The following is a 25,934-nucleotide window of genomic DNA, read 5'->3' as shown; positions in this document are numbered from 1 at the left end:
GGCATCACTCAAAAGCGCACCAGGGCGCGCCAGCTCAAGGTGGTGGTGCCCTCGGCCGGAACCGTGACGCGCCAAGACACCAGATTCGCCGCCTCCTTGGTGTGCGGCTGACTCTCTTGTAGCAGACTCCAGTCGCCCGGAAGTTGCTCGAGCACCGTGACCTCAACCGCGTCGCTCTTGGCATTCTTGAGTTCGAGTTCGAATGCCGCTTCGTAAGCGTAGTCATAGGCGCTGGTGCCGGCGAGTTTCCGAAACTCGGTCTGGCGCCGTCGCGCGGTGACGTCGAAGCTCTCTCCGAGCGAGAGCACGACGGTTTCATTGCGCGGGGTATGGTCGATGGAGTCCTCACCGATAAATTGCGCGTTGCCCGCACTGTCCTTGGCGTAGACACGCACGATTCCCTTTGGCAATGGAATACCAAGGCTATCGCCTTCGTTCTCGAAGCGGAGGGTCGTGGTGACGGGCCGTTGTGACCAACCGTCATGGGATCGCGATTGGTAGCGGTAGGGTTCGCCGCGCACGCGCAATTCGCGGCTAATGGTCACTTGCGGTGCGCTCAGGAGTGCGACCTGCTTGGTCTGATTGTTTTGGATGTCCGTGGGGCGGGGGAGGGTGTAGAGGTGATATTCATCCAAGCTTTCCTGCTCGGGCATGGCCTGGGGGGACGCCATGACCATGTCGCGTGCCATCATCGCCTCGGGCCGTTCGTTGATGACGCGATTGACCTCACCGGCGACGACTTGGATCTGCGCACTGCGATAGGCGATGCCACTATGATTGGTCAGCGTGATCCAACCATTGAGATCCATGGTCTGACCGTCGGGCGAGAGATCCGCCACATAGTCAGCCTGCCATGCGAGGCCGTTCGTGAGATAGGAGAGTTCGAACAGACCCTCGCCCGCCGTCTCAGCCGCTAGATGCAGGATCAGGGTCGGCTGATCGCGCAGATCGGTCGGCACATCAGGAAAGGCCAGATGGCCGACTAAGGCGGTTTCGATGCGGTCGGCATAGCGCAGGACGATTCCGTCGTTAGCCGCGAGGAGGATCGCATCTTCGATCTCCTGATCACCGTCATCGTTGGTACGAATGACTTGGACGGTCCGTCCAACGTACTTTTTCAGCAGACTGTCCGGGGTCAAGAGATCGAAGTCGAAATTCTGCTCGATCAGTTCGAACGGGAGCTGACCGCTCGCCTCGCTGAGGAGCGCGGTCTCGGGTTGAATCTCGACCGAGACATTCCGCCAAGCCAGCCGGTTCAAGCCCGGCTGCAAGGTCAGACGCCGACGATCCTTCACCAAGGCGAGGTCGGCGTTGTAGATGGTCACGGCCAGACCCTCCTGGGTTGAGTCGTCGACGCGCTGTTCCTGATTCGTCTGTGCTCGATCCATGTCTGCTCCGATTGCTGTCGACATGAGGACCCCGGCCGCCATCCCGATCATCGTCCTGCGAGCGATGACAGGCTGCCGCGCGCGCCCTTGTGTGCGGCACGCATGCGGCAGGCGTGAGTGGCCGTCAGGGACGGATCGGGAGGGCGGGGAAACGGCATTGCGCATGTTCAGGCTTCCAGGAACTCCATGGGCTAGGGCCATGCCAACCGAGAATCGTTGGGATCCTCTTTCAGACCGTGCGTGACCCGTGACCGGGAGGGTCCGGGCACATCCCGCGCCGCGGAAGTGCCCGAACTAAGCGTTACTTAAAGCGTGAGAAGGCGTCCATAAAGGCCTTGCTGGTGGCGTCCCAAGCCGACTCCATGCCCTTGCGCATATCTTCCCAGGCCGCTTCGCTCGCATTGGTCATGTTGGCGAGCATCTCGCGAGCTTCTTCCTGTTGTTCGCGCAGGCGCGCCATTTGCTCTTGATACTGCTGCTTCATGTCGGCCTGTGCACTCTCGCTCTTGGCTTGCAGCTTGTCCATGTCCGCATCCCACTCGTCCATCTTCGCCTTCATTTTTTCGATGTATGTCTTACGGTCGACCATTTTGAATGTCTCCTTTGATTGCTGGTGGGGGCGTCTTCAGTCACGCTGAGTATTCCGCGTCCGGGCGGTGAAAGCAACCGCGCCCAGGACAACGCAGCCATTCTCAACCTTGGTCGTCAGCGCTGTTCGTGATCATCGCCCTGGTGAGTGCTCATCACTGGGTTTGTCCGCGTTCATAGTGTCGTGCAAGCCAGCCTGGTGAGGCGCCGAGAGCGAACGCGAGGCGGAGGCTCCACATGAAGACAATGGTGCGCACCACGCCATCACGTTCCCAGCGCCGGGCCGAGGTGACAACTGGCTCGCGCAGGCACAGGGGTGGGCCTTCCCGTTTGAGTCGCGCGGAGAGGCTGATGTCCTCCATGAGGGCCAGCGGCGGATACCCCCCAACGCGCTCGAATGTCTCACGCACGACGAACATGGCCTGATCACCGGTTGCAATACCGGTGAGCCGGGACCGTTGATTCATGCTCCAGCTAACCAGTCGGAGCAGCGGGTGGCGGGCATCGATCCGCACATCGAAGCGTCCCCAGCAGTGACCTTGTTGGGCCAACCGATCCGGCAGTGCCGCGACCACCTCGAGTGGAGGGCGCGTGTCGGCGTGCAGAAAGAGCAGGACGGCACCGCGCGCGGCGGCGCCGCCGGCGTTCATCTGGCGCGCACGACCTCGGGGCGCGGTGAATGCCTGATCGGCATAGGCTTTTGCTTGGTGCACGGTTTCGTCATCACTGCCACCATCGACGACGATCAGTTCGCAGCCTTGCGTGCGCAGGGGCGCGAGGGCCGTGAGCATGGTCGCAATACCGCCCGCCTCATTGAGGGTCGGAATGATGATGGACAGACGTGGCACCGGGCGCGATGAGGGGTGCGTATGCGTTGCCATGGGTGGCGATTCAGGCATGACATCCAGGGTTCGGATCAACCGGTCTGGCTCCGGTGGTGATGCCGACCGCCGAGGCGGGGGGCGATCGGAGAGTGGCTCGGGCCGCGGCGCCTGGCCCGAGCCAACGGCCTATTTGAGATTACGATCGCGCAGGCGCCATTGGAAATGGCTCAAGAGTTTTGAGCGAACCTTCTTCTCCTTATGCTTAGCCGCCGCGGCCAGCCGCTTCTCAGCGACCCCGATCAGAATCTCCTGCGCGCCCTTCGCCGTCTCGTCCTCGGGCTGACGTTGAGTGTAGTGCCCCTCTGCGTTCAGATCCCAAGCCGAACGGGTGTCGGCGAACTGAACATCGAGTAGCAGGCGCAATTCCTGGCGCAACTCGGGGTTTTCCACCGGCGCATGCACCTCGACGCGACTGTCGAGGTTGCGCCCCATCATATCGGCTGAGCCGATGTAGTATTCCTCCTCGCCGCCATTGCGAAAATAGATGATCCGGGCGTGTTCGAGGAAGCGCCCAACGATACTGACGACACGCGCCGTCTCGCTGATGCCGGGGAGCCCAGGGCGCAGCCGGCAGGTGTCGCGCACGATCAGATCGACCTTCACCCCAGCCCGGGTAGCCTTATAGAGGGCGCGGGTGATCTCGGCGTCCTCGAGGGCGTTCATCTTCATCTGAATCAACCCATTCCCGGTGCGCTTTTGATGCTCGATTTCGCGGTTGATCTTGTCGATGATCGCGCGTTTCAGGGTGTAGGGGGCAGCGAGGATCTTGCGATAGCTCGGTGGTGGGGAATAGCCGGTCAGATAGTTGAAGAGTTCGGTCAGGTCTTGGCCGATCTCCTCATCGCATCCCAACATGCCCAAATCAGTGTAGAGCTTGGCGGTGCCGGAGTGATAATTCCCGGTTCCGATATGGTAGTACCGCCGCAGCTGTGAGTAGTCGCGCCGGACCACGAAGATGAGTTTGCTGTGGGTCTTCAGCCCCATGACACCATAGTTGACGTGGATCCCTTCGGCTTCGAGCCGGCGCGCCCAGACGATGTTGGCGGCCTCATCGAAACGCGCCTTGAGTTCGACCAGCACCGCCACCTGCTTGCCATTGCGCGCGGCCATAATCAGCGAGTCGAGGATCGGGCCGGCCGAGGTGCGATACAGGGTCATCTTGATGGCGAGGACTTTGGGATCCTCGGCGGCAGTGCGCAGAAAGCGCTCGACCGAGGTGGCGAACGCTTGATAGGGATGTTGGAGCAGGATGGGCCCGTTTTCGCGAATGATGTGGAAGATGTTGCGGCGATCATTGGCCAGCAACGGATGATCGACGGCGCGGTGGGTCTTATCGCGCAGCTCCGGGCGTTCGATCGCGGCGATCTCGAAGAGGTCGCGCAGCGCCATCATGCCCTCGATCTCGAAGACGTCTTCCTCCTCATTCAGCCCTAACTCGGCCGCGAGCATGCCGCGATGCGTGGGCTCCATGCCGGGCTGCACCTCGAGCCGAACGATTGGGGCGAAATGCCGTTCGCGCAGCTCGGTCTCGATCATCTCGAGCAGGTCGTTGGCGGCCTCGGCCTCGGGCTCGACGATGGCGTTGCGGGTGATGCGGAAGAGGGCACAGGAATCGATCTCCATGCCTGGGAACAGCATGTCGAGATTGTGCAACATCAAGTCTTCGAGAGTCACGAAGGTGGTGCTGCCATCAATCGGGATCATTCGCTTCGAGACATCCTTGCTCACCGGGACCTTCACGCGCGCCATGTATACCTCGCTGCCTCCTGGGAAGCGCAGGGTCACGAGCAGGTTCAAGGTGAGGTTTGAGATGAAGGGAAATGGGTGAGCCGGATCCATGGCCAACGGCGTTAACATCGGGAAGATATTGGCGCGGAAATGGTCGCGCAGCCGCTCACGTGCGTCGAGCGGGAGGTCATCGTGCAGCAGGATGCGGATGTCATGTTGTTCGAGTTCCGCGCGCAGCAGCGTCACGATGCGCTGCATCTCGATTTGGAAGTCGCGGACCGCCGCCTGACATTCCTTCAGTTGCTGCAGGGGGGTGCGACCATCGAGGCTCATGGTATGCACCCCGGCCGCGATTTGCTGCTTAAGCCCCCCGATGCGTTTCATGAAGAACTCATCGAGATTGTTGCTCACGATCGCGAGGAACTTAACCCGTTCCAGCAAGGGTGTGCGCGGGTCATCAGCCTCATGCAGGACGCGTCGATTGAATGCGAGCCAGGTGAGCTCTCGGTTCAGATAGAGCGATGGATCATTGAGATTGATCTCCTCTGAACTGGCGTTCGACGGGGTCACGCTCGACGCGGCGGGTTCCTCCGCGACATCCGAATCCTCATTGATGGCTCGTTGGATCTCGTTGTGATTCATCATGACTCGCTTTCCGTATGACTGCCGGTGGGGTCGGGCCGCGGCGGATGGGCGATCTGCCCCGGCGCTCATCCGCCTTGCGGCGCGGATCGGCCAGTCGCTCTCTTTGTCGGACCAAGCCTAGATCCGCGCGGTAGAATGCAATCGCTCACCGCCCGCTGAGCATAGTCTAGCAACCTCTCATGAACCAGGCGTGTCAGATTACGTTCCCCGTCTGAGTGCGCGTCTGGGCGTCGTTAGGTGCTGCCGACGGGGTTGGCGGCGATCGGCCCTAAGGGTCGCGCTGGTGATTGGCGAATGATGAACTGAGGTGCTGTGAGAGCCGAAGGGATGGAGACGAGTGATCGAGATGAACTCTTCGAGCGACCGGACCTGAGGCACCGGCCCTTCACGTTCGACGCGGAGGTTGCCCGTGTCTTTCCCGATATGATTCAACGGTCGGTGCCAGGGTATGTTGAATTGGTGCGCCTGACGGGCCTGATCGCGAGCCGGGTGGTGCGACCGGGAACCCGCTGCTACGATCTGGGGTGCTCGCTGGGAGCGGTGTCACGCGAGATCCTATTGCGGACGCCTCCAACGGTTCCGGTGATTGCCGTGGATACCTCCGCGGCGATGATCGCGGGGTTGCGCGCACGCCTGGCGGACACCCCTGGGCGCGAGCGTCTCGAGCCCCTCCAGGCCGATCTGGCTACCATCGAGATCACCCAGGCCTCCCTGATCGTTCTTAATTTCACATTGCAATTTATTCCGTTGGCACGTCGTGATGAATTACTCCAGCAACTGCGCGCCGGTCTCGTCCCCAAGGGCGCGCTCGTGCTGGCCGAGAAAATCGAACTCGGTGAGGGAGCGGAGGGCCGGTTCGTTCGCGCCCTGCACGATGATTTCAAGCGCGCGAACGGGTATAGCGATCTGGCCATCGCGCGCAAACGCGCTGCACTCGAGCAGGTCTTGGTTCCAGAGACGGTCGAGCAGCACGAGCGCCGTCTTGCCGCGGCAGGCTTCAGCGGCTGGACGCGCTGGTTCCAGTGTCTCGATTTCGTGGCTTGGGTGGCATGGACCTGAGGCCGTTTGAACCCTTCCTGGGTGCGCTCGGAGACAGTCGACTCGCACGCTGGCGTGGTGTCCTGGCCGATGGGATTCGGACCCGCTTGGACACGCGGCGACATGGCGATCTCCCGCACTGGGAAAGCGCGCTCGCCGCGCTGCCGAGCCCCCCGCGCGGTCAGTTGTGTCTCGCTGAGGATTGTGTGGGGATCGCGGGTCCGGTCGCGCTTCCCGAGCCTGTGTTAGAGGATCTCGTCAAGCAACTGATGGCCCTGCATCCCTGGCGCAAGGGACCCTTCTGTGTGCATGGGCTGAGGATCGACGCGGAATGGCGCTCGGATCTGAAATGGCGACGGCTCAAGGATGCCATCACCCCGCTTGCGGGACGGCTGGTGTTGGACGTTGGATGCGGCAATGGCTATTACGCGTGGCGTATGCTCGGACAGGGTGCACGGCTCGTCATAGGCGTCGACCCCTCACTCTTGTGCGTGGCGCAATGGTTGGCCATTGATCATTTTCTCGGCCGTGATGCGATGGCGGTCCTCCCGCTGGGGATCGAGGATCTCATGGCGCTGGCGGATGCGCACCTGGATGACCCTGGTGTATTCGATACGGTCTTCTCCATGGGGGTGCTCGCGCACCGCCGCGCACCGCTCGATCATCTCCGGGATCTGCGACGCTTGCTCCGCCCGGGCGGTGAATTGGTGCTCGAGACCTTGGTGCTCGCTCACCAGACCGACCAGGTGCTGGTCCCGACTGGGCGTTATGCGGCGATGCGCAATGTTTGGTCCATCCCAACCGTCGGGGTGCTGGTCGGGTGGCTGCGTGGGTGCGGTTTGACTGAGGTGCGCGTCGTCGACGTCTCTCCCACGACGCCCGACGAACAGCGTGCGACCCCATGGATGCGGTTTCAGTCACTGGTGGATCAACTCGACCCTCTAGAGCCACAGCGCACGCGTGAAGGCTATCCGGCGCCGGTGCGGGCGATTCTGATTGCCTATCGTCCAGACTGAAGCCGCGGCGGCGGGCCAGTACCTTGTCGCTGAGGGGAAACTTCCCTATGCTCGCCACCTGGACTGCACGCGAAGATCCGTCACGTGACCGCCCGTCACATCGACAACCCGAGTGCCGCGCTGCCTGTCGAGGACGTGTTACCCCGTGATTGCGCCCTCATCTGATCTTGCAAGGCCGCGTGCTTCGTCCGCCAACCCCCGCATCGATTCCTTGCAGGACTGACTTATGAATCCGTTTCTTGGCCCACTCATGGCGCTCGGCCTCGTCGTGGCGCTCGCCCCCGCGTCAGCTCTAGCCCAACGCGCGGATCTGGCCGCGCCGCGCCTTGATGCGAACGGCCAAATCCTCGCCAGCTTCCTCAGAACCCATGAGCAGTTTGTAGACATCGCGAGCAAAGGAGGGGCGCATGTGGTCTTTCTTGGTGATTCGGTCACGGCGGGTTGGGCCAATCATCCAGACCTGTTCGAGCGCGAGTTCGGTCGCCATCGGGCGGTCAACTTTGGGCTGAGCGGGGATCAGACACAGCATCTATTGTGGCGGATCGACAATCGGACCCTAGATGGGTTGCAGCCCAAGGTCGTGGTCCTGATGATTGGTACCAACAACAGCCGGATCGCTGATCATACGCCTCAGCAAACCGCCCGGGGCATCCGCAAGATCATTCGCTCCATCCATCGGCGTTCGCCAACGACCAAGGTGTTGCTCTTGTCCATTCTGCCGCGCGGGTCCGCCGCCGCGGATGCCAAGAACCAGCAGGTCAACGCCCTGATTGCCAAATATCACGATGGTAGCAGGACCCATTATCTGGATATGCGCCGCTCGTTTCTGGGTCCCGATGGCCAAGTGTCTCGGGAAATCATGCCCGATGAACTGCACCTGAGTGAATTGGGATACCGCATCTGGGCCGATACGATGCGCTCCACGCTGAACGACTTGACGAGATGATGGGTGCGATCGCCACGAGCTGAGATGGGGCGTTGACGGAGGATCGGGCACGCATAACTGAGGGGCTAACGCTCCGGCGTGCGGGGAGGCAGGATGAATTGGCGCGTGACCTTGATGACCAACAGCACCCAAGGCGTGGCGTGGAGGAGGAGGTCAAAGATATCAATCGCCCGGGTCAAGGTGCCGTCGGCCAGCATCTTGAGTTTTTCCCACAAATGGGGTTCTGGGACAAAGGGCGCGAGCCCCAGCGTGAGGGACGCGACGACGAAGAGATAGAGCGGAAAACGGTCGATCCAGTTGAGCATTCGATGTTGATTCTCTTGATTATTCGATGTGTTGCGATCGCGTTGCGGGAGGTTGAGATCACCCTGACGCGCCGCCCGAGCCGTTAATGCCGGCCGCGCTGTCGCCCCAAGCGCTTGACCAAATAGTAACCCACGACCAAGGTCCCCAAGAGCGCGGCCAAACCGACCATATAGAGCGCGGGGTCGCCCTTGCTCTCAAGATCGAGCACAACCACCTTGCGCGTGAGTGCAGTGATGGCGATCAAGAGCATGATCTCCACATGGACGGATTTGTCCATCATGTACATATAGATGCTCGCCATCAATTCGATCGCGATCAAGACGATCAAAAACATGCCGAAAATCTCGAAAAGTTCTCCGAGATCAAGCAGAAAGACGCCTTTTTGGCTGGTCACATCCTGGTAGAGCACGAAACAGAGTTCGAGCACGGCGAGCACCGCAACGCCAGAGATCAACACCAACAGCACTGCTGCCAGGATCCTTTCGAAATGGTGAAACCCCCGATCGATGAACGAGGGTGGGTGGCCGGGTTTCGACACGGACCAAGTACGGGGATCAAGGTCGAGCTCAGGTGGCGCGGTCTCCTGGGCCGCTGGAATGATCTGCAACAGCGCGCCCGCCTGCCGAAAGGCAGCCTGATACCGTAACGCGGTTGGCTCATCGATATTGCGCCGGATCGTGACGCATTGCCCGCTGAACAAATCTGCAAGCGCTTGATCAGACAGATTGAAGCGGGCTTTGAGCGCGGCTCTAGCCGTGTCGGCATCAGTTCCCGGAAGCAGGGTCGCGCTGAATTGGATGTGATAACGATGACGGTCCACGCACTTGGTCTCATCACGGTGATCGACTCGGATAGGTGGCTGGCAGAGCACCGTTCCCGCGCTGCGGATCGCTGGGTCTGCCGCAGCGTCGATCCGCGCACACGACCACGCGGCGAGCATGGTGCCGGAGATCAACGGGTTCGGCAAGGTCTTTCGGTGATCTCTCTGGGTGCTGACTGCGCCGCCTCGACATGGATGATGCGACCCTGCTTGAGCGAAGCTGATCCTGAGCACGGGCCATGATGTCGGCCTGCCAAGGAAAACGGTCGATCGCCTGCCGCCATATCCTGTGTGATCTATCAGCCCGGGTGGTGATGACGTAAACTGAGTGTCAGGAACTCAAGGCGGTGACTTGAATCGCGATGACCTGGTTTGACAGCCGGGTTATGCGCGGGGCCTGGAGAAGCAACGGACCGCTTTCGTTGGAACCGGAGTTCATGATGACCCCAATCAGATGCGCTGCTTCCGAGAGGATGATGTGGAGCGCTTGGGTTGTCGGCCTGCTCGTAGGCAACCTCATCCTGAGTGGTCCGGCGGCGCCAGCAGCTGGCTCGGCACAGGGGTGGGACGCCTGTCGAGATCGGGTGATTGCGACGCTCGAAGCCGAGGGATTGCGTGATTTTGGAGATGTCAGCGCTTATACGGGGGCGACGGGGACAGGGGCCCTTCAGGCGGTGATCGAACGCTGTGGATACCGGCCCGAACGGATCAGTCGGAGCTTCTGTGATGACCTTTACGGACAAGTGTATACCGTTTGCCAATTGGATGGATTTGATGGGATGAGCATGGCGGCGACCTCATGGGTCCTGATCTTTGATCCGAATGGACCTCTGGTTGAACGGTTGCGCCGAGTCTGCAGTGTCCCGCGTGAGATGTCTCGCAGTGAATTTGGCCGAGTGGTCTGCGGTGAATAGCCGGCTTGACGGGTTCAATGAACGTGCGGTTACAGCGATGGAACGCGTCATTGTCCTGCTGATCGGATGCCTCCTGTGCGGGCACTCAGCGGCGCCGTTGGCGGCAAACCTGACTCTGATTTGCGGAGTGAATCCACAGATCCATGCCTTCTGTCGCACCGCCGCCGAGGAATGGGCAGACGCTCATGGCCACTCGGTTCGTGTCTTCGCAGCGCCCACGGACGTCCAGCGTCGCCTCGACATCTATGAGGAATTATTGGGTGTTGCCGAGCCCGGTCTCGACGTGATCGAGATCGATGTCAACTGGTCGGGTGTCCTCGCCGCGGACCTGGTCGATCTCACACCTCATCTGGACGGCACCGAACAGGGCATCATTCCAGCGCTGTTGGAGAACAATCGAGTCGACCAACGGCTGCTCGCGTTACCCTGGTATCTGGATTTTGGTGTGCTCTACTACCGTCAAGACCTGCTCGAAGAGCTTGACTTGGCAGTACCAACGGATTGGGACGCACTCGAGACCACCGCGAGGACCGTGCAGGAGGCGCAGCGAGCCGCCGGCAACGGGCGATTCTGGGGCTTCGTTTGGCAGGGCTGGCGAGCGGAGGCGTTGGTCTGCAATGCGTTGGAGTGGTTCTCCGGTCAAGGCGCGGGGCGCCTGATCGAGGCAGACGAAAGCGTCTCGGTGGACGATGAGGCGGTGGTTGCGGCGCTCACGCGTGCTCTGGGGTGGTTGGACAACGTTTCTCCACCATCGGTCTTGTCGTTCACCGAAGATGAGTCTTTGACGGTCTTCGCCGAGGGGAATGCCGCCTTTCTCCGCCATTGGCCGGGAGCCTGGGCCACATTGAATGAATACGACTCCTCCGTGGCGGAACGGGTTGGCATTGCGCCCTTGCCGAAACTGCCGGATCAGTCGCTTCACCCTGCCGCATTGGGTGGTTGGCAGCTGGCGGTCTCGCGTTACAGCCCGCATCCCGAGCTGGCAGTCGCCCTGGTTCAGCACTTGACGAGTCCAGCGGTGCAGACCCGCCTCGCGGTGGAACTCAACCTCCTCCCGACGCGCGGCGACCTCTATCAGGAGCCCGACGTCCAAGCGTCTCTGCCGGTCTCCGGACTGCTGGCGACCGGCCAGGTTGAACTGGTTCCGCGACCCGCCGCGCTCCTCGGGGCTCAGTATCCGCGGGCCAGTCGACTGATTCAGGAGACCTTGTTCGATATCTTGTCAGGCAGCGCGGATGCCGACGTGGTCCTGCCACGCCTCGCTCATCAGTTGCGACGCCTCTTGATGGCAGCGCGGGACGAAGCAACCGAGCGCTGAGTCGGGAGGAAATCATGCAACGAACGCGACCATCATTGGCGAGAAGACAAGATCAGTCACGGCTTGGGCCGGTCCCCGTTCATCCTGATCCGGTCCGCGAGGCGCTCTCCGCAATGCGACCATCGCCACTCCGGTTGATCCTGCGCTGCTCCACCCGGAAGCGAGCGATGCTGCTCTGTCTGATACTGGCGGTGATCGTCGTTCCGCCCGCGGCGGCGTCCCGGTTGCGGATCGCTGTGTTCGGACAGGATCCGCCCCTCAGCTTCATCGATTACCAGGGCCAACTCGCAGGCTTCGACATCGACTTTGCACAAGCCCTGTGTCGGCAGATCCGGTTCGAATGCGAGCTGATCCCGACCGAGTGGGAGGAGTTGCTCACCGGGCTCGTGCAGCGGCGTGTTGACGCAGTCGTGGCCTCGATCTCGATCACCGACGAGCGCCGTGAACAGGTGGCCTTTACTCGTCCTTATTACGATAGTCCCGGGCGTTTCGTCGCCCGTCGGGGGCGTTTCACTGAGTTCGATCCAGCAAGCCTCGCTGGGGCCCAGATCGGTGTCGCGCGCGCGACCACGTTTGATGCTTATGCCACGGACCAACTCGGCGAACGGAACACACTTTATCGTTACAGTACAAGGCGTGATGCGCTTGCCGATTTGGTGCTCGGGCGTACCGACTTGGTGTTCGGGGACCACATCGCACTGCATGAGAACTTCCTATCCACCGAGGCCGGCGCGGGCTTTGAGCTGATTGGTCCACCGGTGTCGGATCGCGCGTGGTTCGGTGATGGGATCGGTGTGGCCGTGGCCAAAGGCGATACCGCTCTTCTGGCCTTGCTGGACGAGGCGATCGCGGAACTCAATCGCAACGGTGTCTTTGAGCTGATTCGCCGCGGTTGGTTTGATTACGATATCCGCAACCTATCTACGACCTTGCAGGCGCAAGAGGACGCGCACGGCGCGCCCCTGATCCCTGATCCAGCAAGCTAGCTGCACCACCAGGGCAGAGGACGCAGGTCCGCTCACCCGGGAACCGGACTCTCAGGTCGTCCCATCCACCGAGGAGACGGCAAGGCCTTGCAGTAGACCGATTTCGGCGAATTCGATGCCTGCCGCAGCAAAGCGACGGCCGATCTCGAGAAGAACGGCGGAGCGGGTTGGAATGCTGCCGGGACCATGCACGAAGCGAAAGCAAAACTGCACGCGCAGACGCACACCGCGGTCGGTATATTCCCAAATGAAGACACCCGGTGCCGGCTGTTTCAAGACATTCGGATCCTCGTTGAGAACCTGGTGAATCAGGTCCATGGCCAACTCGCGGTCGCTACCGTAGCGAATGACGAAATAGTGCACCTGGCGAACGGTATCGTCTTGGCCCGTCCAGTTGATGAATTCACTGGAAATGACCGAGCCATTGGGAATGACGACTTCCTGACGATCCGGAGTTCGCACCGTCAGGGAGCGGATGCCGATTTGTGTGACCGTTCCGTCGTGAGCCCCGATGCTGACGAAGTCGCCGATGCGCAGCGGCCGTTCGGCGAGCAGGAGGATGCCGGAGATGAAATTGTTGACGATGTTCTGAAGACCAAAGCCGATACCGACCCCGAGACTGGCAGCGAAAACAGTGAGCGCGGTGAGATCGAAGCCGATGATGGAGAGTGCCAAGAGCACTCCAGCGACGATGACCACATAGCGGGTGAAGGTCGCAAGCGCTTGGCGCAATCCCAGGTCGCGCACCCGTCGGTAGGCCAAACGATAACTGACCTGCTGACTCCATCCGCCAACCCAGAGGGCAGCGCCGATCAACAGGAGCGTCAGCAGGATTCCTCCCACTGTGAAGGGCGTGCCGCTGAGTTGGAACAGTTCGGTGCGTGTTAGCGATAGCATCCAGCGAACCGGTGGCGTCTGCGCGCCCCATCCCCAGAGCACCAGCAGGATCCAGCCCGCACCGACAGAGAGACCGAGCTGAGCGAGCCGCCGCCCCGGTTCAACAAAATGAGTTCGCCAGAATTCGGCGTTCTCAACGTCCGTTGTGCGCAGATGATCGTCGATGCGTGCAGCCAGGGCTTGGACGACCCCGACTGAAAAGTAGAGACCCAGTGCGACCAAGGTGAGCCAGAGCGAGAATCCGATCAGGGTCCAAGCCAGATGAGTATAGCCAAGCACACCGGCAATGCCGGTCAACAACACAAAGCCAGGCAGCAGTCGTGACAAGAGGCGGACAAATGCGGCGCCGCGTGAATGCATCAACGATCCTTCTTGCAAGCGCGCGCGCAAGGCGCGCTCGACCCCAAGGGCTGTTGGGAACAAGGCTAAGACCGCAAACATCCCGAGTCGGTCGAGCACATCCATCAATAAGGGCGGCAGCGACAACAGATGGGTCGACTCATGCAACGCCACGATGGCCGCGGCCACGAGGATCGCGACGCGAAGATGATGTTGTAATCGAAGTCCAGCCTCGACGACGGCGTGTGATGCTATCCCATTCGCTCGATCGGCCGCTCGGTCGCCCTCGCTGGCGACCCGAGTTGTCGTGCATACCGCGCTGTCTGACGCCGTCATCGACTCGCCCATGCGCGCGCTTTGATCGTCCTGATCAACCTCAGTGTTCGCGTCCACAGTCACCGGCTGGGGCCGTTGCTGCGTCAGCACGGCAGTCAGCCGCAGCAGCAAGAGGACGCTGGGAACGAGTGAGAGCAGCACCAGGATGGGTCGCAACAGGTCCGGCCGAAGGCCGAGGAGCCACCCGAGAACGCCCCAAATGACGGCCGGAATCATCCAGGGTAGGGTATTGGACAGGGCGTTGGCGCTGTGTGCGAGCATGCCGGGCGCGTCCTGCTGAGCGGCCAAGACTGAGAGTCGGTGCGCGGCCCAAAGTAAGAGCGCCACGAGCAGCGGCAACGCAATGGCGAGCGCGACGCGCTGGCTCGTCGCTACAGCAGCGAATTGGATAAGTAGAGTGCGCCAGAGCTCAACGCCGAACGTGGCCGCCAACCGTGGCACGTCATGCATGGCGGCCAGGACGCGTATCCAGTCCTCGGCGACCGTTGGCAGCGGGTGATGCTCGAGCAGGCTCGCCGCCGTGGTTTCGCCAATCAACCTGACTAGGGCGACTTGTTCCGCCTCTAGGCGGTCGCGCATCACCCTGATGTCCTCGCGCTGAAACGCCATCAACCCCATCAGATCGGACACATCCCGGCTGTATTCGTCCGGCTGCGCACCCTGTTGGAGTCGTGCGGCACCGCGTGATTCGAGGCTCGTGAACTGGGTGTTCAGGGCGTTCTCGAGGTGCGTCAAAGTGGCGGCGATCTCGTTGAGTTTGCGCACCCCTAAGCGCAGGATCCGCAGCGGCATGGTCTCGTCGGCACGCAGGGTCGTGAGTGCCTCTAAGCGATTTCCCGTTAAAACCAACTCAAGATCGTTCTGACGGATAAAAGCACGTGTAATCGCCTCGTTCACTTGCTCCGCAAGGAGACGACGGCGATTTGCGGCCGAGGGAGTGTCGCCGACGACGGCATCGAGATCGCGGCTTGCCCGCGCGGCTCGCCTCAGAAAATCGGCGATGACGTCCTGGAGCACCGGGATACGCTCATCAGCGACGGATGCCGCGGCGCGGTCGACCGCGGCGAGCGAAAACCGGCTCTGCAGCAGTCGCAGGCGCTGGTGTAACAATTCAATCTTGCGACGGCTCACGGCGGCGAGTTCCTCATAGCCAGCCAGCGTTGCCTGCAAGACACTCTCTTGCTCCCGCAAGAGTCGTAGACCGGTCTCACGCAGAAGATCGTCGGCTTGATGATCTTGGGCGCGTGCGAGGACCGTCGCGAGATCGTCTCGCACTTGTCTGAGGCGCACCAAGCTCAGCCTGTATTGCTCGATGCGACCCTCGATTACAGCCAAGCGCGAACGAATTGACTCGAGATCGAGCCGCGCTCGCCGCAAGTCTTCGGTCTCGACCAGAGGGCCGTGCAGCCTTCGCTCCTCCGCGGCCAAATCCACTAGCAGCGTCTTGACCGATCGCTCTGAGCGGAACACCGTTTCGATGATGTCCTCGCGCAACTGATTGAGTTTTCGAGTCTCCTCTTGAAGCTCGCGCAGATCGGGCAAGGCGACATTGGCGCTGACGAGGGTTGTGGCCAGCAGCAGCCAGGCAGGGAAGAGCCATTGAACACTGCGCTCGATCCAGCTGACTGATGCTGCAGTCGGCTGGATTACGTCGCTGGTTGCACTAGACACCATCGCGGCCCAGATATCCCTCCACTAAGCGCTCCCACTCCGGGGTGTGGATGGTCTCTAGGATGCGAACATTGATTTCCTCGCGTTGGGCTGTCTGCCTGGGCAATGCAATCCCGTAGTCCTGACGGGTGAGCAGGAACGGCAGCACACGCAGTCGGCCGACATACTGTTCTTGCACGAGGTAGCGCAGGATCGGCGCATCATGGACGACGGCATCCGCGCGTCCCGCGACCAGTTCCTGGAGCGCTGCCTCGGCATCGGTGACGGTGTGATGGCGGATGAGCTTGTCGGTGAGATACAGCGAGCTGGTACTGCCCTCAATGGAGACAACCCGCGTGCCATAGAGATCCTCGACGCTGCCGATCGATTCATCTAACGCACCGACCGTTAGAGAGCTCGCGATCGCCGCCGTGAACCCAGAGATCACGATAATGCTGGCGAACATCCAGACCAGCGCGATCAGGCGGCCGACCAGGGTGATGGGCGCCTTGTCGCCGTAGCCGACGGTGGTCATGGTCACTGCCGACCACCAGAGCCCGGCACCGATGCCACGGATCGGTGCCGCCGGAAATTGTTCGTTGCGGCGCCGCTCAACCGCCCAGACCAAGGCACCGAGTAGGGTCAATAAGCCAAGCAGCGCGGCCAGCGATGTGAGAAAAGGCTCCGAGGCGACCCGGCGCAACGCCGTGATCCAGGTCATCGTTTCCCGCACCGGAACCGCCACGCCGATCCCCGTGGTATAGAATGGATGGGTGAAGTCCAGGATCCGTTCTCGCTCGGCGGTGATGGTGAGCGCACCCACCGCGGCGCCGACCGTGCCCGCGGCAACCGCGTCGAGCATCTCGCTCAACCCCATCTCGATGAAACGGATCTCCACTCCCCATCCCTCGCTGATGCGACGCATCAACGCGATGGCGATTCCCGTGAACTCACCGTCGTCGAGAATCACGAACGGTGGTGCATGGCGAGTGGCAATGAGCATCGGCTCCTCTTCGGCGGCTGGAAGCGACACTGGAGCCCATGCCAAACAGACTACGATGATGGTTGTCAGAACAGCTGGCGGAACAGGTCTCACGATCACGGCTTGGATGTGGTGGAATCAGGGTGACCGGGGGTTGGAACTCGCCGGGTCACGGTTCACCTGTTCTAACACGCTCGCACAGGCCGACACAACCCAGGTCGGCGGCCATGACTGGTGGGAAACACCATGCTCGAAGGAGGGGCTGCGAATGAAGCGACCTCGGCACACGCCTCCGCTTGGGAGCGCCTTCACACGAAGCTGTAGCCGATTGATGTTGATCGCGCGCAATCCCTGCGCGTGATCAGCGCTGAGTGTCTCGTTTTGATTCAGTTGGACGGGGGGGACTACAGCAGAACACTCACGATGCGCAGCGCGGAGCGCTCGACCGCCTTTTGCATTACGGCGCCGACGAGCGCCTTGCCGAAGGCTTCGTGGACGCGCTTGGTTCCAAGATCCGTGCGGATCGAGGTCCCCAGGCAGCCGATCTGTTCGAGCCGCGCAAGGATCTGCGCCTGACTTGTGTGCGCGGGATCGTAGTGCACGGTGATGCTGCCGGCACGCGGGTTGACTCGGATGTCGCGGATTCCCTCGGTCGCGCGCAACTCGCTCTCGGCCTTGCGGGCACTGATCGGATCACACCGGAAGGAACTGGAGCGAATGCGAATCCGACCTGGAACGTGATGGATGTAATGGCTCATGAACGCACTGCCTCACGATGGAAGATCAACGGTTGACAGTGCGGAGGATAGGGATGTTATTACATGAATGCAAATCTTTCGCATTACGATTATGATCCCGCTCGTGACCTGTTTCGAATGCTGAGCGTGTCAGGGTTCCGCGCGCTAGATTGTGAGACTGTGCCGCCGGGTTTGAGCGGGTGATCCGGAATCCCCCCTCTGTTCTGAAGCAATTGAGATGTCCTGTGATGAATGAAAACGATGATTGGTTGGTGTTTCAGCTCGATGACTTGATGGGTCGGGTCAAGCCTGGGACGCTGTCGCTGAAGGAGTTCTTGCGCACGCCCTCGCTGAGTTGCTCCGTGTATCATTTGCCAGCCGGTTCTCGCGACATGGCGAATGCACACGAAGAGGATGAGTTGTATCTGGTGCTGGGTGGACGAGGGCGGTTGCGCGTCGGCGAGGATGAGCATCAGGTCCGCGAGGGAACCCTCATGTATGTGCGCGCAGCCTGCGATCACGCCTTCTTCGATGTCGAGGAGGATCTGACCGTGCTGGTCTTCTTCGGAGCGCCGGTGAGGCAACGGCGCTGATGACGATCGCACGGGACGGTTGCGTGAACGAGGAGAGGGTCCCCACGGGATCGAAAACCGGCTTCACGCGCGCCGGCCGTGGCGGTTCCCGATCTCTTCGAGGTCTTCCATGCGTTGCTGCAACAAGGCCTCTTGCTCACTGGCAAGGCGAACGCCCCTGAGTGCATTCAGGAGAATCGCCACGGTCGTGCCGTTGTGGAGGAGGGCGCTCGCAACGGGGGATAGGACACCCCCAATCGCTCCGGCGAGGATCCCGGTATTGAGACCGATCGCGGCTCGGAAGTTACCGCGGATCAAGCCCATGGTCTTCACGGCGAGTTCGCGTGCATCGGCGACGACGCTCAAACGGTCGTCCATGAGCAAGATGTCGGCCGTGGCGCGCGCGATGTCGGCACCGCGAGGCATGGCGATGCCCACATCCGCCGCGACGAGCGCGGGGCCGTCGTTGACGCCATCACCGACGAAGGCGACTCGCCGGCCGGCGGACTGGAGACCGGTGATGAGTGCCGCCTTATCTTCGGGAGCGACCTCGGCGTGAACCGCGTCGAGGCCTAATTCGTGAGCGAGCGCCTCGGCCTTGTGCCGGCGGTCGCCCGTGATCATGATGAGATTTTCAATCCCAAGCGCACGCAGCCGTTTCATGGTCTCCGCGGCATCCCTGCGAGGTGTGTCGCGCAGGGCAATCAGACCGACTGGGCCGGACGGAGCACCGACGTAGAGAAGGATTTTCCCCGACGCTTCGAGTGCCGAGATCTGGCGGTCGTCATCCGCGAAGCGGATGCCATGATGCTCTTCGAGGAAATGTCGGCTGCCGACTAGGATCTGTTCACCGTTCACTTCGGCGGAGAGTCCATGCGCAACCAGATAGTCCACTTCGCCATGCGAGATGTGCTGCAGATCGCGGGAGCGCGCGGCCTCGACGATGGCGCTCGCGACCGGATGGGAGGCATGCTCCTCGACCGAGGCGACGAGTGCGAGAAGTGCCGCCTCATTGCAGCTCAATCCAGGCCGCAAGACGATCACATCCGTGACGCTCAGCTCACTATGAGTGAGGGTGCCGGTCTTATCGAAGACCAGGGTGTCGACGCCCGCGAGCTGTTCGATCGCATCGCCACCTTTCATGAGGACGCCATGCGCGGCGGCTCGGGACATGCCGGACTTGAACGCGACCGGCGTGCCCAGTTTGAGCGCACATGAGTAATCGACGAGGAAGACCGATTGGAGGCGGGTGAGATTGCGGGTCAGACCATAGACGACCGCGCCGGTCGCTAACGTGAGATAGACGCGCTGATCGGCGAGACGGTCGGCTTCGCGTTGCGTGTCCGAGCGTTGATCGAGTGACTCTTGGATGAAGCGCGCGATGCGTGCCGTGGTCGTCTCCGCACCAACCTGCGTCGCGGTGATGCGCAGCCGTCCCTCAACCAGGACCGACCCGGCCACCACGCGGCGGGGTGCCTCCTTGCGCACCGGGACATCCTCGCCCGTCACCAAGGCCTGATTGACCAGCGCCGTTCCGCTGATCACACGGCCGTCGACCGGAATGGTTTCTCCCGTACCGACCTGCAGGATGTCCCCCGACTCGACCTGATCGCCGGGAATCTGAATCAATTCCCCGTCGCGCTCGAGCCAGGCCATCGCGGGCTCGGGGCGCAGGAGTTTGCGCAGCTGACGATCGGATTGGCGCTCCGTGGTGCGCTCTAAGAAGTGCCCCAGCGACAGCAAGAAGTCGGTGAGATTCGCGGTATAGAGTTCGCCCCGGGCCGCCGACAGGCCGATTGCCAGTGCATCGAGGACTTCGACCTTGATGCCCTCGCGAATGAGGGTCTCGGTTCCGCGACCGATGGTCGAGGCAATATTGGCGCCCGTGAGCGCGATCTGGAGGGGCCGGCTCAACCAGGGGAGCGCCAGGATGGTGAGCGCGGAGATGACCATGGGGGTGATCTCGGGCTCGCGCGTCACACCCGTCCGCAGTCCGCCCTCGGGCGGTGGTGAATAGCCTTGTAGGCGCCGTAAGATCCGTTCGCGCGCGCCTGGCGTCTTGTCATAGTGCACCACCAGGGTGCGTGCAACTTGATTGGCGCGGGTGTGAGACACCTCGCTCAACGTGTCCATCCAGTCTTCGAGATCATCCGGAGTGGATCCCGGCGCGCCGAGTGCCGGGATTCGCAGCCGGATGCGGCCCGGAAGCTCATGTAGGATGCAATCGTCCGACGGCATCTCCGGCACACCGAGTCTCATGATCGGAACAGAGGCGTTATTCAGACTTGGATTGGGATGCGTGACGTAATTCCGCCTCGGCATCGTGAAACCGCTCCTTCGCCTCTTCAATACCGCCCTGGACGGCCGACCAGAGTTGCACCACGCCCTTGATCGCGGTGCGTTGGACGCTTTCGTTAGTCAGGAGATAGGTCGCGGCCGCTCCGATGAGTAATCCTTTGAGAAACCGATCGTTGTTGAAATTGAAAAACGAGGATGCAGGGGCGGGCGCGGATGGTCTTGGATAGCGTGCCGCAGAGTCACCCGGCATCGCGGCCCAACCAGGATCAACACCTCTCATCCAATCCGCGTTTGGTGGATATCCGGGATAGATGCCGGGGCGCCCAGGCATCCCTGAAGGACTCATCCCAGAGCCCATGCCATAGCCTGTGCCATAGCTTCCGGTGGCATCGTACATCGGCTTCCTCTCGTGTGGGTTGTCGCTCATCTGGATCGTTCTCCCGGTGATGGAGGCGCAGTCGCACATCGGCGATGCGCTTGAATAGGTTGATCTGTTGAAGGAGGTTGCGCGCTCGGCACGTCAATCGCCATGTGAGCAACCTGATGCCGTGGGCAGCCGCCGATTGCCATGCCGATTCTGATCCTGGCGCGTTCCAATGTCTGGCTTGGATCGCATCCCCATCTCGTCCGAGTTAGGGCGTCTTGTGTTGATGGAGCGATGCCGATTCAGTGGAGCCCTCGGTTGGGTGACGCGCTGAAGCCGCCGTAGCGCTTGCCACCCGCGAGCGCGGTGTCCGGCCGGTGGCGAGTGCGCGCAAGAACATCACCAATGCGGCGCCGGTCACAAAGCCACCGATCCCTTCAACGAGGTTCTTGCGCACCCCATGTCGTTGACGCTGTCCGTGATTAGGCATGTAGGGTGTGGGCTGATCGTTAGCGTTCATCGGACGACGCCTGCTCAACGTGCTCGGATGCCGGGCGGGGCCGGTCGCGGACCCGCTCAACGCCGGTCTTCACCGCGGCCTTGGTCTTGGCGCCGGTCTTGAATAAAGCTGATTGCACCGACTCGTTGGTCAGGACGAACACCGCGGCCGCGCCGAGGAGTGCGCCTTTCCAGAACTCGGAGTCCTCGAAATTCAGCATTTTGCTGAGGCTGGAGAGCCCATTGCCGCCGTTGGCGATGTCCTCTATCAGCGCGGCCATGCCGGGCCCGCCATGCCCCTGTCCGGTTCCCCCCGTGTGGCTACTAACCGAACCGCGCATCATGGCCGCACGAGCACCGTCCGGGTCACCCCAGGGTGTTCCCCAGGGCATCCCATTATTCGGGATGGCACCAGGATGTGGCGGTCCGTATGCCGGTGCCGCCCAGTAGGGAGGCGGTGACCAGTAGGGAGGCGGCGCCCCGTATCCCTGGATCGCGGCATAGACATCGGCTGGGTTGCCATGGCCACCCGGGTCAGCTCCCAGGCCAGGACCAGGATGGGCATAGGCAGCCGGATGAGGGGGCGAGGCATCGGGCCAACCGTAAGAGGCCGCTGGTGCGCCGGGATAGCGAGGCGGCGGCCAACTCGCACCATGAACCGGCGGTGCCATTCCAGGATCGTTCGGCCTGCTTGAGGCCGGAGATTGCACTCCCGGGCAATCGTGAGCAGCGGGCGCTGGACCCTGTGCTGGACCCGGAGCAAAACCAACGGACGGTCCGCCCGGCGACGATGATGGGCCTGGATTCGGCGCGGTGGCACCCGCCGCCGATGGCGGTGGGCCTTGGACGTGTTCGTGGTCACTCATGCACGAGGCTCCTGAGAATGGCAGAGGGCAGATGGACACATGAATCGGGTCAGTTTCTATAAGAATAATAACCGTTCGTATTCTCTTTCGCAATCGCCCGGTCCCGGACCAGCACGTCGAGGGGCGCGACCGCAGTCGGTGTCGCCCGCCAGGAGCGCACGCACTGTCCGTCGCGCTCGAGTGTGCGGTTCGTCAATTCCGTGACGCCGTGAAACCCTGGTAGGATCCATCCAATGGTCCGCTCCGCGGAACCTCGCTCGACCAACTCCCATGTGCGTTACAGGAGAACTGCGCGTGTCGACCCTTCTCGTGACTGGTGGCGCCGGCTTCATCGGCGGTAATTTTGTGCGGTTCCTCATGGAGCAGACCGAGGTGCGGGTCGTGAATCTGGACCTCCTCACCTATGCAGGAAACCTCGATACGCTGGCTGAATTCATGGATCATCCACGCCATCGTTTCGTGCAGGGCGATATCGCGGATGCGGACCTGGTTGCCCGGCTGCTGGCCGAGTTCGACGTCGATGCGGTCGTGAACTTCGCTGCTGAAAGCCATGTGGATCGTTCCATTGATGGGCCGGCGCAGTTCGTCCAGACCAACGTCGTGGGCACCTTCAATCTTCTCGACTGTGCGCGTGCCCACTGGTCACGACGCATGGGGGAGGCGAAAGCGGCGTTTCGGTTTCTGCATGTCTCGACCGATGAGGTCTACGGCTCGCTGGGTCCCACCGGCCTGTTCACCGAGTCGACGCCCTACGCGCCGAATTCGCCGTACTCCGCCTCGAAGGCCGCGTCGGATCATTTGGTGCGGGCCTGGTTCCACACCTACGGTCTCCCGGTGCTGACAACGAACTGCTCGAACAACTATGGTCCCTATCAATTTCCCGAGAAATTGATCCCACTGATGATCCTCAAGGCGCAGCAAGGGGAACCCTTGCCCATCTATGGCGATGGAGGGAACGTGCGCGACTGGCTCTACGTCCTCGATCATTGTCAGGCAATCTGGCGCGTCCTGGAGGCAGGGCGACCCGGCGAGGTCTACAATGTCGGCGGCAACAGCGAGCGGACGAACCTTGAGGTCCTCGACACCCTCTGCGCGTTACTCGATGCGCGATTGCCGGATTCACCCTATCGCCCCCATGCCCAACTGAAGACTTTTGTGAACGATCGTCCGGGCCATGATCGCCGCTACGCCATTGATGCGAGCAAGCTCAAGCAAGAACTCGGTTGGGAACCCGCGGAGACGTTCGAATCGGGCCTGCGCCGCACGGTCGATTGGTACCTCGAGCACCCTGAATGGTGCCAGCGCGTGACCGACGGCCGTTATCGGGGCGAACGTCTCGGCGCCACCGACACCAGGATCGAACCATGAATCGAAAAGGCATGATCCTCGCCGGAGGGTCGGGCACCCGGCTCTATCCGTTGACGCGAGCGGTTAGCAAGCAATTGCTACCGATCTACGATAAGCCCATGATCTATTACCCGCTCGCGACCTTGATGCTGGCCGGGATCCGGGACATCCTGATCATCTCCACACCACACGATCTGCCGCTCTTTCGTGCCTTGCTCGGGTCGGGTGAGCAGTGGGGGGTGCGGCTTGAGTATGCGGAGCAGCCGCGCCCCGACGGACTCGCGCAAGCCTTTCTGATCGGGAGCGATTTCCTCGACGGGGCCCCCTCTTGCTTGGTGTTGGGCGACAACATCTTCTATGGCCACGGTCTAGTCGACCAGCTCAAGGCGGCCAGTGCGCGCACGCAGGGCGCGACGGTTTTTGGGTATTACGTCTCGGATCCGCAGCGTTATGGCGTGGTTGAATTCGACGTTGACGGACAGGTGTTGAGCCTCGAAGAAAAGCCACGTGTTCCCAAGTCGAATTGGGCGGTGACAGGAATCTATTTCTACGATGAGAAGGCCTGCGAATTGGCCGCCGGATTGCGCCCCTCGGCGCGCGGTGAGTTGGAGATCACGGATCTCAATATTGGTTATCTCGAGCGCGGCGAGCTCCACGTCAGCCGGATCGGTCGGGGAACCGCGTGGCTCGATACGGGAACCCATGAGTCACTGATGCAAGCGGGTCAATTCATCGAGACGATCGAACGTCGTCAAGGACTCAAGATCTGTTGTCCGGAGGAGGTCGCGTATTTTTCAGGCTGGATCGACGATCAGCAATTGCGCAGCATGGGCGAAGAGCTGAGCAAGAGCGGTTATGGTGCTTATCTGTTGAGCCTGTTGGAGCGAGGGAGTGTATGAATGTTGTGGAAACCGCGATCCCCGGGGTTCTCATCATCGAGCCGAAGGTGTGGGGCGATGAGCGGGGGTTTTTCATGGAGACCTATCGCAGCAACCGTTATACCGAGCTCGGTCTTCCAGCAGACCTGGTTCAGGACAACCTGTCCTTCTCACGACAAGGCGTGCTGCGTGGTTTACACGTGCAACACCCCCATGCACAAGGAAAATTAGTTCAGGTCATGTGGGGCGAGGTGTATGACGTCGCGGTTGACATCCGCCGCGGTTCACCCACGTTTGGGCAGTGGGTCAGTGCCACGCTATCGGGGCAGAATCGCCGCCAGTTCTGGATCCCTCCAGGCTTCGCTCACGGTTTTCTCGTCACGGGTGAATCAGCACTCTTCACCTATAAAAACACTGAGTATTACAGCCCGGAGACGGAGTTCGGGATCCGTTGGGATGATCCCGCGCTGTCCATCGCCTGGCCGCTCGACGGCCTGTCTCCCGAGTTGTCGGCAAAAGATACCGCAGCACCCTGCTTGAGCGAGATCCCGCCCGAGCGCCTCCCCAGTTATGAGGACTATCCATGACGATCGAGCGCAAGACAACCGAGCGGCCCCGCATCCTTCTCATCGGCGCCAATGGGCAAGTCGGATGGGAACTGCGCCGCACCTTGGCAACGCTCGGCAACGTGGTCACGGCCTCGCTTGAAGGGGAGTGCGGTCCGATCATCGATCTCATGGACCCGCTGTCGTTGCGGCGACTCGTCGATGAGACGCAGCCGGACGCCCTCGTGAATGCCGCGGCCTACACCGCGGTCGATAAAGCGGAGACTGATCAAGACACCGCGCGTCGGATCAATGCCGATGCCGTTGGTGAAATGGCTGAACTCGTCGCGGTGCGGGGTATCCCGCTCATTCACTACTCAACCGATTTCGTGTTCTCCGGCGAGATCGATCGACCCTATCGCGAAGACGACCTGACGGGACCACTGAATGTCTATGGTGAGACCAAGCTCGCGGGAGAGCAGGTACTTTTGAACTCGGGTGCCCAGGCGCTCATCTTCCGAACCAGTTGGGTCTATGGTATCCGGGGAGCCAATTTTCTCTTAACCATGTTGCGCCTGCTGCAGGAGCGTGATGAGTTACGCATCGTCGATGATCAGGTCGGCGCGCCGACCTGGAGTCGGATGCTGGCGGAGGTGACGGCATTGGTCTTGTATCGAGTCTTGCGGGGCGAGCTCGATCTTGCCGACGTGGGTGGACTCTATCACTTGACCGGTTCGGGACAAGTCAGTTGGTACGGTTTCGCCAGCGCCATCCTTGAGGAATCGGGACTGGAGGGTAAGCTGATCCCCATCCCATCATCCGAGTATCCAGCGCCCGCGCTGCGCCCGCGTTATTCCGTGCTCGACAATCGGCGCGTTCAAGACACCTTTGGCTTGACCATGCCCGATTGGCGCGTCTCCTTACGGCAATGTTTGGAGGAGCGGATCTGAGCTGATTGGTCCAGACTGATGCGTCGCCCGGAGCGGCTGGGGCGACGTCAGATCAGTCCAGCTTGACCATCTCCACCCTCGCCTTTATTTCGTAGAAT

At 61.5% G+C, this 25,934-nt stretch carries 24 protein-coding genes; 11 read left to right on the top strand and 13 right to left on the bottom strand.

Annotated features, from left to right (window positions below; translation table 11 throughout):
• Nucleotides 1-8: 8 nt before the first annotated feature.
• The 4 genes from CKO25_RS15390 to ppk1 all read right to left on the bottom strand — a co-directional run bounded on the left by CKO25_RS15390 (nt 9) and on the right by ppk1 (nt 5,233).
• On the bottom strand, nt 9-1,388 hold the full coding sequence (locus CKO25_RS15390; protein ID WP_242467647.1) for a DUF4139 domain-containing protein: 1,380 nt from the start codon (nt 1,386-1,388) through the stop codon (nt 9-11).
• Between the two features lie 301 nt (nt 1,389-1,689).
• Nucleotides 1,690-1,977 (bottom strand): sll1863 family stress response protein, encoded by a 288-nt coding sequence (locus tag CKO25_RS15385; RefSeq protein WP_200388838.1) that lies wholly within the window; start codon nt 1,975-1,977, stop codon nt 1,690-1,692.
• Between the two features lie 154 nt (nt 1,978-2,131).
• Nucleotides 2,132-2,875 (bottom strand): TIGR04283 family arsenosugar biosynthesis glycosyltransferase, encoded by a 744-nt coding sequence (locus CKO25_RS15380; protein WP_242467646.1) that lies wholly within the window; start codon nt 2,873-2,875, stop codon nt 2,132-2,134.
• 111 nt (nt 2,876-2,986) lie between these two features.
• Nucleotides 2,987-5,233: a polyphosphate kinase 1 gene (gene ppk1 / locus CKO25_RS15375; RefSeq protein WP_200388837.1), complete on the bottom strand. Its 2,247-nt coding sequence runs from the start codon at nt 5,231-5,233 to the stop codon at nt 2,987-2,989.
• Nucleotides 5,234-5,560: 327 nt separating this feature from the next.
• On the opposite strand from ppk1, the gene cmoA reads away from it, so the two are divergent.
• From cmoA to CKO25_RS15360, 3 genes are all read left to right on the top strand, one after another.
• Nucleotides 5,561-6,292: a carboxy-S-adenosyl-L-methionine synthase CmoA gene (gene cmoA / locus CKO25_RS15370; RefSeq protein WP_200388836.1), complete on the top strand. Its 732-nt coding sequence runs from the start codon at nt 5,561-5,563 to the stop codon at nt 6,290-6,292.
• Nucleotides 6,283-7,287, top strand: a complete 1,005-nt coding sequence (cmoB, locus tag CKO25_RS15365) for a tRNA 5-methoxyuridine(34)/uridine 5-oxyacetic acid(34) synthase CmoB (protein ID WP_200388835.1) — start codon at nt 6,283-6,285, stop codon at nt 7,285-7,287. Before cmoA ends, cmoB begins: the two co-directional genes overlap by 10 nt.
• Before the next feature lie 226 nt (nt 7,288-7,513).
• Complete coding sequence (locus CKO25_RS15360) at nt 7,514-8,233, top strand: GDSL-type esterase/lipase family protein (protein WP_200388834.1); 720 nt, start codon at nt 7,514-7,516, stop codon at nt 8,231-8,233.
• Nucleotides 8,234-8,298: 65 nt separating this feature from the next.
• On the opposite strand, the gene CKO25_RS15355 is transcribed toward CKO25_RS15360, so the two are convergent.
• Nucleotides 8,299-8,538 (bottom strand): RND transporter, encoded by a 240-nt coding sequence (locus CKO25_RS15355; protein WP_200388833.1) that lies wholly within the window; start codon nt 8,536-8,538, stop codon nt 8,299-8,301.
• Nucleotides 8,539-8,621: 83 nt separating this feature from the next.
• A complete protein-coding gene (locus CKO25_RS15350) occupies nt 8,622-9,359 on the bottom strand; it encodes a phosphate-starvation-inducible PsiE family protein (protein WP_200388832.1) in 738 nt (245 codons plus the stop codon).
• A 473-nt stretch (nt 9,360-9,832) separates the two neighbouring features.
• On the opposite strand from CKO25_RS15350, the gene CKO25_RS15345 reads away from it, so the two are divergent.
• The 3 genes from CKO25_RS15345 (at nt 9,833) to CKO25_RS15335 (ending at nt 12,577) form a co-directional block, all read left to right on the top strand.
• Nucleotides 9,833-10,273: a hypothetical protein gene (locus CKO25_RS15345; RefSeq protein ID WP_200388831.1), complete on the top strand. Its 441-nt coding sequence runs from the start codon at nt 9,833-9,835 to the stop codon at nt 10,271-10,273.
• Between the two features lie 127 nt (nt 10,274-10,400).
• Nucleotides 10,401-11,591 (top strand): extracellular solute-binding protein, encoded by a 1,191-nt coding sequence (locus CKO25_RS15340; RefSeq protein WP_200388830.1) that lies wholly within the window; start codon nt 10,401-10,403, stop codon nt 11,589-11,591.
• Nucleotides 11,592-11,758: 167 nt separating this feature from the next.
• Nucleotides 11,759-12,577 (top strand): transporter substrate-binding domain-containing protein, encoded by an 819-nt coding sequence (locus tag CKO25_RS15335; RefSeq protein WP_200388829.1) that lies wholly within the window; start codon nt 11,759-11,761, stop codon nt 12,575-12,577.
• A gap of 51 nt (nt 12,578-12,628) precedes the next feature.
• Here the strand turns inward: CKO25_RS15335 and CKO25_RS15330 are convergent, their stop codons facing one another.
• The 3 genes from CKO25_RS15330 to CKO25_RS15320 form a co-directional block, all read right to left on the bottom strand.
• Nucleotides 12,629-15,823: a mechanosensitive ion channel domain-containing protein gene (locus CKO25_RS15330; RefSeq protein WP_200388828.1), complete on the bottom strand. Its 3,195-nt coding sequence runs from the start codon at nt 15,821-15,823 to the stop codon at nt 12,629-12,631.
• Nucleotides 15,813-16,802 (bottom strand): transporter substrate-binding domain-containing protein, encoded by a 990-nt coding sequence (locus tag CKO25_RS15325; protein WP_200388827.1) that lies wholly within the window; start codon nt 16,800-16,802, stop codon nt 15,813-15,815. Before CKO25_RS15325 ends, CKO25_RS15330 begins: the two co-directional genes overlap by 11 nt.
• Nucleotides 16,803-17,185: 383 nt before the next feature.
• Nucleotides 17,186-17,539: an HMA2 domain-containing protein gene (locus tag CKO25_RS15320; protein WP_200388826.1), complete on the bottom strand. Its 354-nt coding sequence runs from the start codon at nt 17,537-17,539 to the stop codon at nt 17,186-17,188.
• 227 nt (nt 17,540-17,766) lie between these two features.
• On the opposite strand from CKO25_RS15320, the gene CKO25_RS15315 reads away from it, so the two are divergent.
• A complete protein-coding gene (locus CKO25_RS15315) occupies nt 17,767-18,111 on the top strand; it encodes a cupin domain-containing protein (protein ID WP_200388825.1) in 345 nt (114 codons plus the stop codon).
• Between the two features lie 63 nt (nt 18,112-18,174).
• Here CKO25_RS15315 and CKO25_RS15310 read toward each other — a convergent pair whose 3' ends face one another.
• The 4 genes from CKO25_RS15310 to CKO25_RS15295 form a co-directional block, all read right to left on the bottom strand.
• On the bottom strand, nt 18,175-20,412 hold the full coding sequence (locus CKO25_RS15310) for a heavy metal translocating P-type ATPase (RefSeq protein WP_338115144.1): 2,238 nt from the start codon (nt 20,410-20,412) through the stop codon (nt 18,175-18,177).
• The gene (locus CKO25_RS15305) at nt 20,366-20,815 is read right to left on the bottom strand and encodes a YtxH domain-containing protein (RefSeq protein ID WP_200388824.1); all 450 of its coding nucleotides are present in this window, start codon (nt 20,813-20,815) and stop codon (nt 20,366-20,368) included. The genes CKO25_RS15310 and CKO25_RS15305 overlap by 47 nt, the downstream gene beginning before the upstream one ends.
• 205 nt (nt 20,816-21,020) lie before the next feature.
• A complete protein-coding gene (locus tag CKO25_RS15300) occupies nt 21,021-21,272 on the bottom strand; it encodes a hypothetical protein (protein WP_200388823.1) in 252 nt (83 codons plus the stop codon).
• A complete protein-coding gene (locus tag CKO25_RS15295; RefSeq protein WP_200388822.1) occupies nt 21,262-21,921 on the bottom strand; it encodes a hypothetical protein in 660 nt (219 codons plus the stop codon). Before CKO25_RS15295 ends, CKO25_RS15300 begins: the two co-directional genes overlap by 11 nt.
• Nucleotides 21,922-22,410: 489 nt before the next feature.
• Here CKO25_RS15295 and rfbB point away from each other — a divergent pair, with 489 nt between their 5' ends.
• From rfbB to rfbD, 4 genes are read left to right on the top strand one after another with little or no spacing between them, the layout of a single operon-like run.
• Complete coding sequence (gene rfbB / locus CKO25_RS15290) at nt 22,411-23,484, top strand: dTDP-glucose 4,6-dehydratase (RefSeq protein ID WP_200388821.1); 1,074 nt, start codon at nt 22,411-22,413, stop codon at nt 23,482-23,484.
• On the top strand, nt 23,481-24,362 hold the full coding sequence (gene rfbA, locus CKO25_RS15285; protein ID WP_200388820.1) for a glucose-1-phosphate thymidylyltransferase RfbA: 882 nt from the start codon (nt 23,481-23,483) through the stop codon (nt 24,360-24,362). The genes rfbB and rfbA overlap by 4 nt, the downstream gene beginning before the upstream one ends.
• Nucleotides 24,359-24,928, top strand: a complete 570-nt coding sequence (gene rfbC, locus CKO25_RS15280) for a dTDP-4-dehydrorhamnose 3,5-epimerase (RefSeq protein ID WP_200388819.1) — start codon at nt 24,359-24,361, stop codon at nt 24,926-24,928. The genes rfbA and rfbC overlap by 4 nt, the downstream gene beginning before the upstream one ends.
• Nucleotides 24,925-25,836 carry a dTDP-4-dehydrorhamnose reductase gene (gene rfbD, locus CKO25_RS15275; RefSeq protein WP_200388818.1) on the top strand — a complete coding sequence of 304 codons (912 nt, stop codon included), beginning with the start codon at nt 24,925-24,927 and terminating at the stop codon, nt 25,834-25,836. The genes rfbC and rfbD overlap by 4 nt, the downstream gene beginning before the upstream one ends.
• The last annotated feature ends 98 nt before the right edge of the window (nt 25,837-25,934 follow it).

It is taken from the genome of Thiocapsa imhoffii, from assembly GCF_016583985.1.
In the GTDB taxonomy this organism is placed as follows: domain Bacteria; phylum Pseudomonadota; class Gammaproteobacteria; order Chromatiales; family Chromatiaceae; genus Thiocapsa; species Thiocapsa imhoffii.
This window is presented reverse-complemented; position numbering and strand designations above follow the sequence as displayed.

Bases quoted from the DNA above. Each gene is read 5' to 3' on its own strand.
- CKO25_RS15390 (WP_242467647.1), bottom strand. From the start codon at position 1,388: ATGGATCGAGCACAGACGAATCAGGAACAGCGCGTCGACGACTCAACC.
- CKO25_RS15385 (WP_200388838.1), bottom strand. From the start codon at position 1,977: ATGGTCGACCGTAAGACATACATCGAAAAAATGAAGGCGAAGATGGAC.
- CKO25_RS15380 (WP_242467646.1), bottom strand. From the start codon at position 2,875: ATGCCTGAATCGCCACCCATGGCAACGCATACGCACCCCTCATCGCGC.
- ppk1 (WP_200388837.1), bottom strand. From the start codon at position 5,233: ATGATGAATCACAACGAGATCCAACGAGCCATCAATGAGGATTCGGAT.
- cmoA (WP_200388836.1), top strand. From the start codon at position 5,561: ATGGAGACGAGTGATCGAGATGAACTCTTCGAGCGACCGGACCTGAGG.
- cmoB (WP_200388835.1), top strand. From the start codon at position 6,283: ATGGACCTGAGGCCGTTTGAACCCTTCCTGGGTGCGCTCGGAGACAGT.
- CKO25_RS15360 (WP_200388834.1), top strand. From the start codon at position 7,514: ATGAATCCGTTTCTTGGCCCACTCATGGCGCTCGGCCTCGTCGTGGCG.
- CKO25_RS15355 (WP_200388833.1), bottom strand. From the start codon at position 8,538: ATGCTCAACTGGATCGACCGTTTTCCGCTCTATCTCTTCGTCGTCGCG.
- CKO25_RS15345 (WP_200388831.1), top strand. From the start codon at position 9,833: ATGATGTGGAGCGCTTGGGTTGTCGGCCTGCTCGTAGGCAACCTCATC.
- CKO25_RS15335 (WP_200388829.1), top strand. From the start codon at position 11,759: ATGCTGCTCTGTCTGATACTGGCGGTGATCGTCGTTCCGCCCGCGGCG.
- CKO25_RS15330 (WP_200388828.1), bottom strand. From the start codon at position 15,823: ATGGTGTCTAGTGCAACCAGCGACGTAATCCAGCCGACTGCAGCATCA.
- CKO25_RS15325 (WP_200388827.1), bottom strand. From the start codon at position 16,802: ATGCTCATTGCCACTCGCCATGCACCACCGTTCGTGATTCTCGACGAC.
- CKO25_RS15320 (WP_200388826.1), bottom strand. From the start codon at position 17,539: ATGAGCCATTACATCCATCACGTTCCAGGTCGGATTCGCATTCGCTCC.
- CKO25_RS15315 (WP_200388825.1), top strand. From the start codon at position 17,767: ATGAATGAAAACGATGATTGGTTGGTGTTTCAGCTCGATGACTTGATG.
- CKO25_RS15310 (WP_338115144.1), bottom strand. From the start codon at position 20,412: ATGCCGAGGCGGAATTACGTCACGCATCCCAATCCAAGTCTGAATAAC.
- CKO25_RS15305 (WP_200388824.1), bottom strand. From the start codon at position 20,815: ATGAGCGACAACCCACACGAGAGGAAGCCGATGTACGATGCCACCGGA.
- CKO25_RS15300 (WP_200388823.1), bottom strand. From the start codon at position 21,272: ATGAACGCTAACGATCAGCCCACACCCTACATGCCTAATCACGGACAG.
- CKO25_RS15295 (WP_200388822.1), bottom strand. From the start codon at position 21,921: ATGGCACCGCCGGTTCATGGTGCGAGTTGGCCGCCGCCTCGCTATCCC.
- rfbA (WP_200388820.1), top strand. From the start codon at position 23,481: ATGAATCGAAAAGGCATGATCCTCGCCGGAGGGTCGGGCACCCGGCTC.
- rfbC (WP_200388819.1), top strand. From the start codon at position 24,359: ATGAATGTTGTGGAAACCGCGATCCCCGGGGTTCTCATCATCGAGCCG.
- rfbD (WP_200388818.1), top strand. From the start codon at position 24,925: ATGACGATCGAGCGCAAGACAACCGAGCGGCCCCGCATCCTTCTCATC.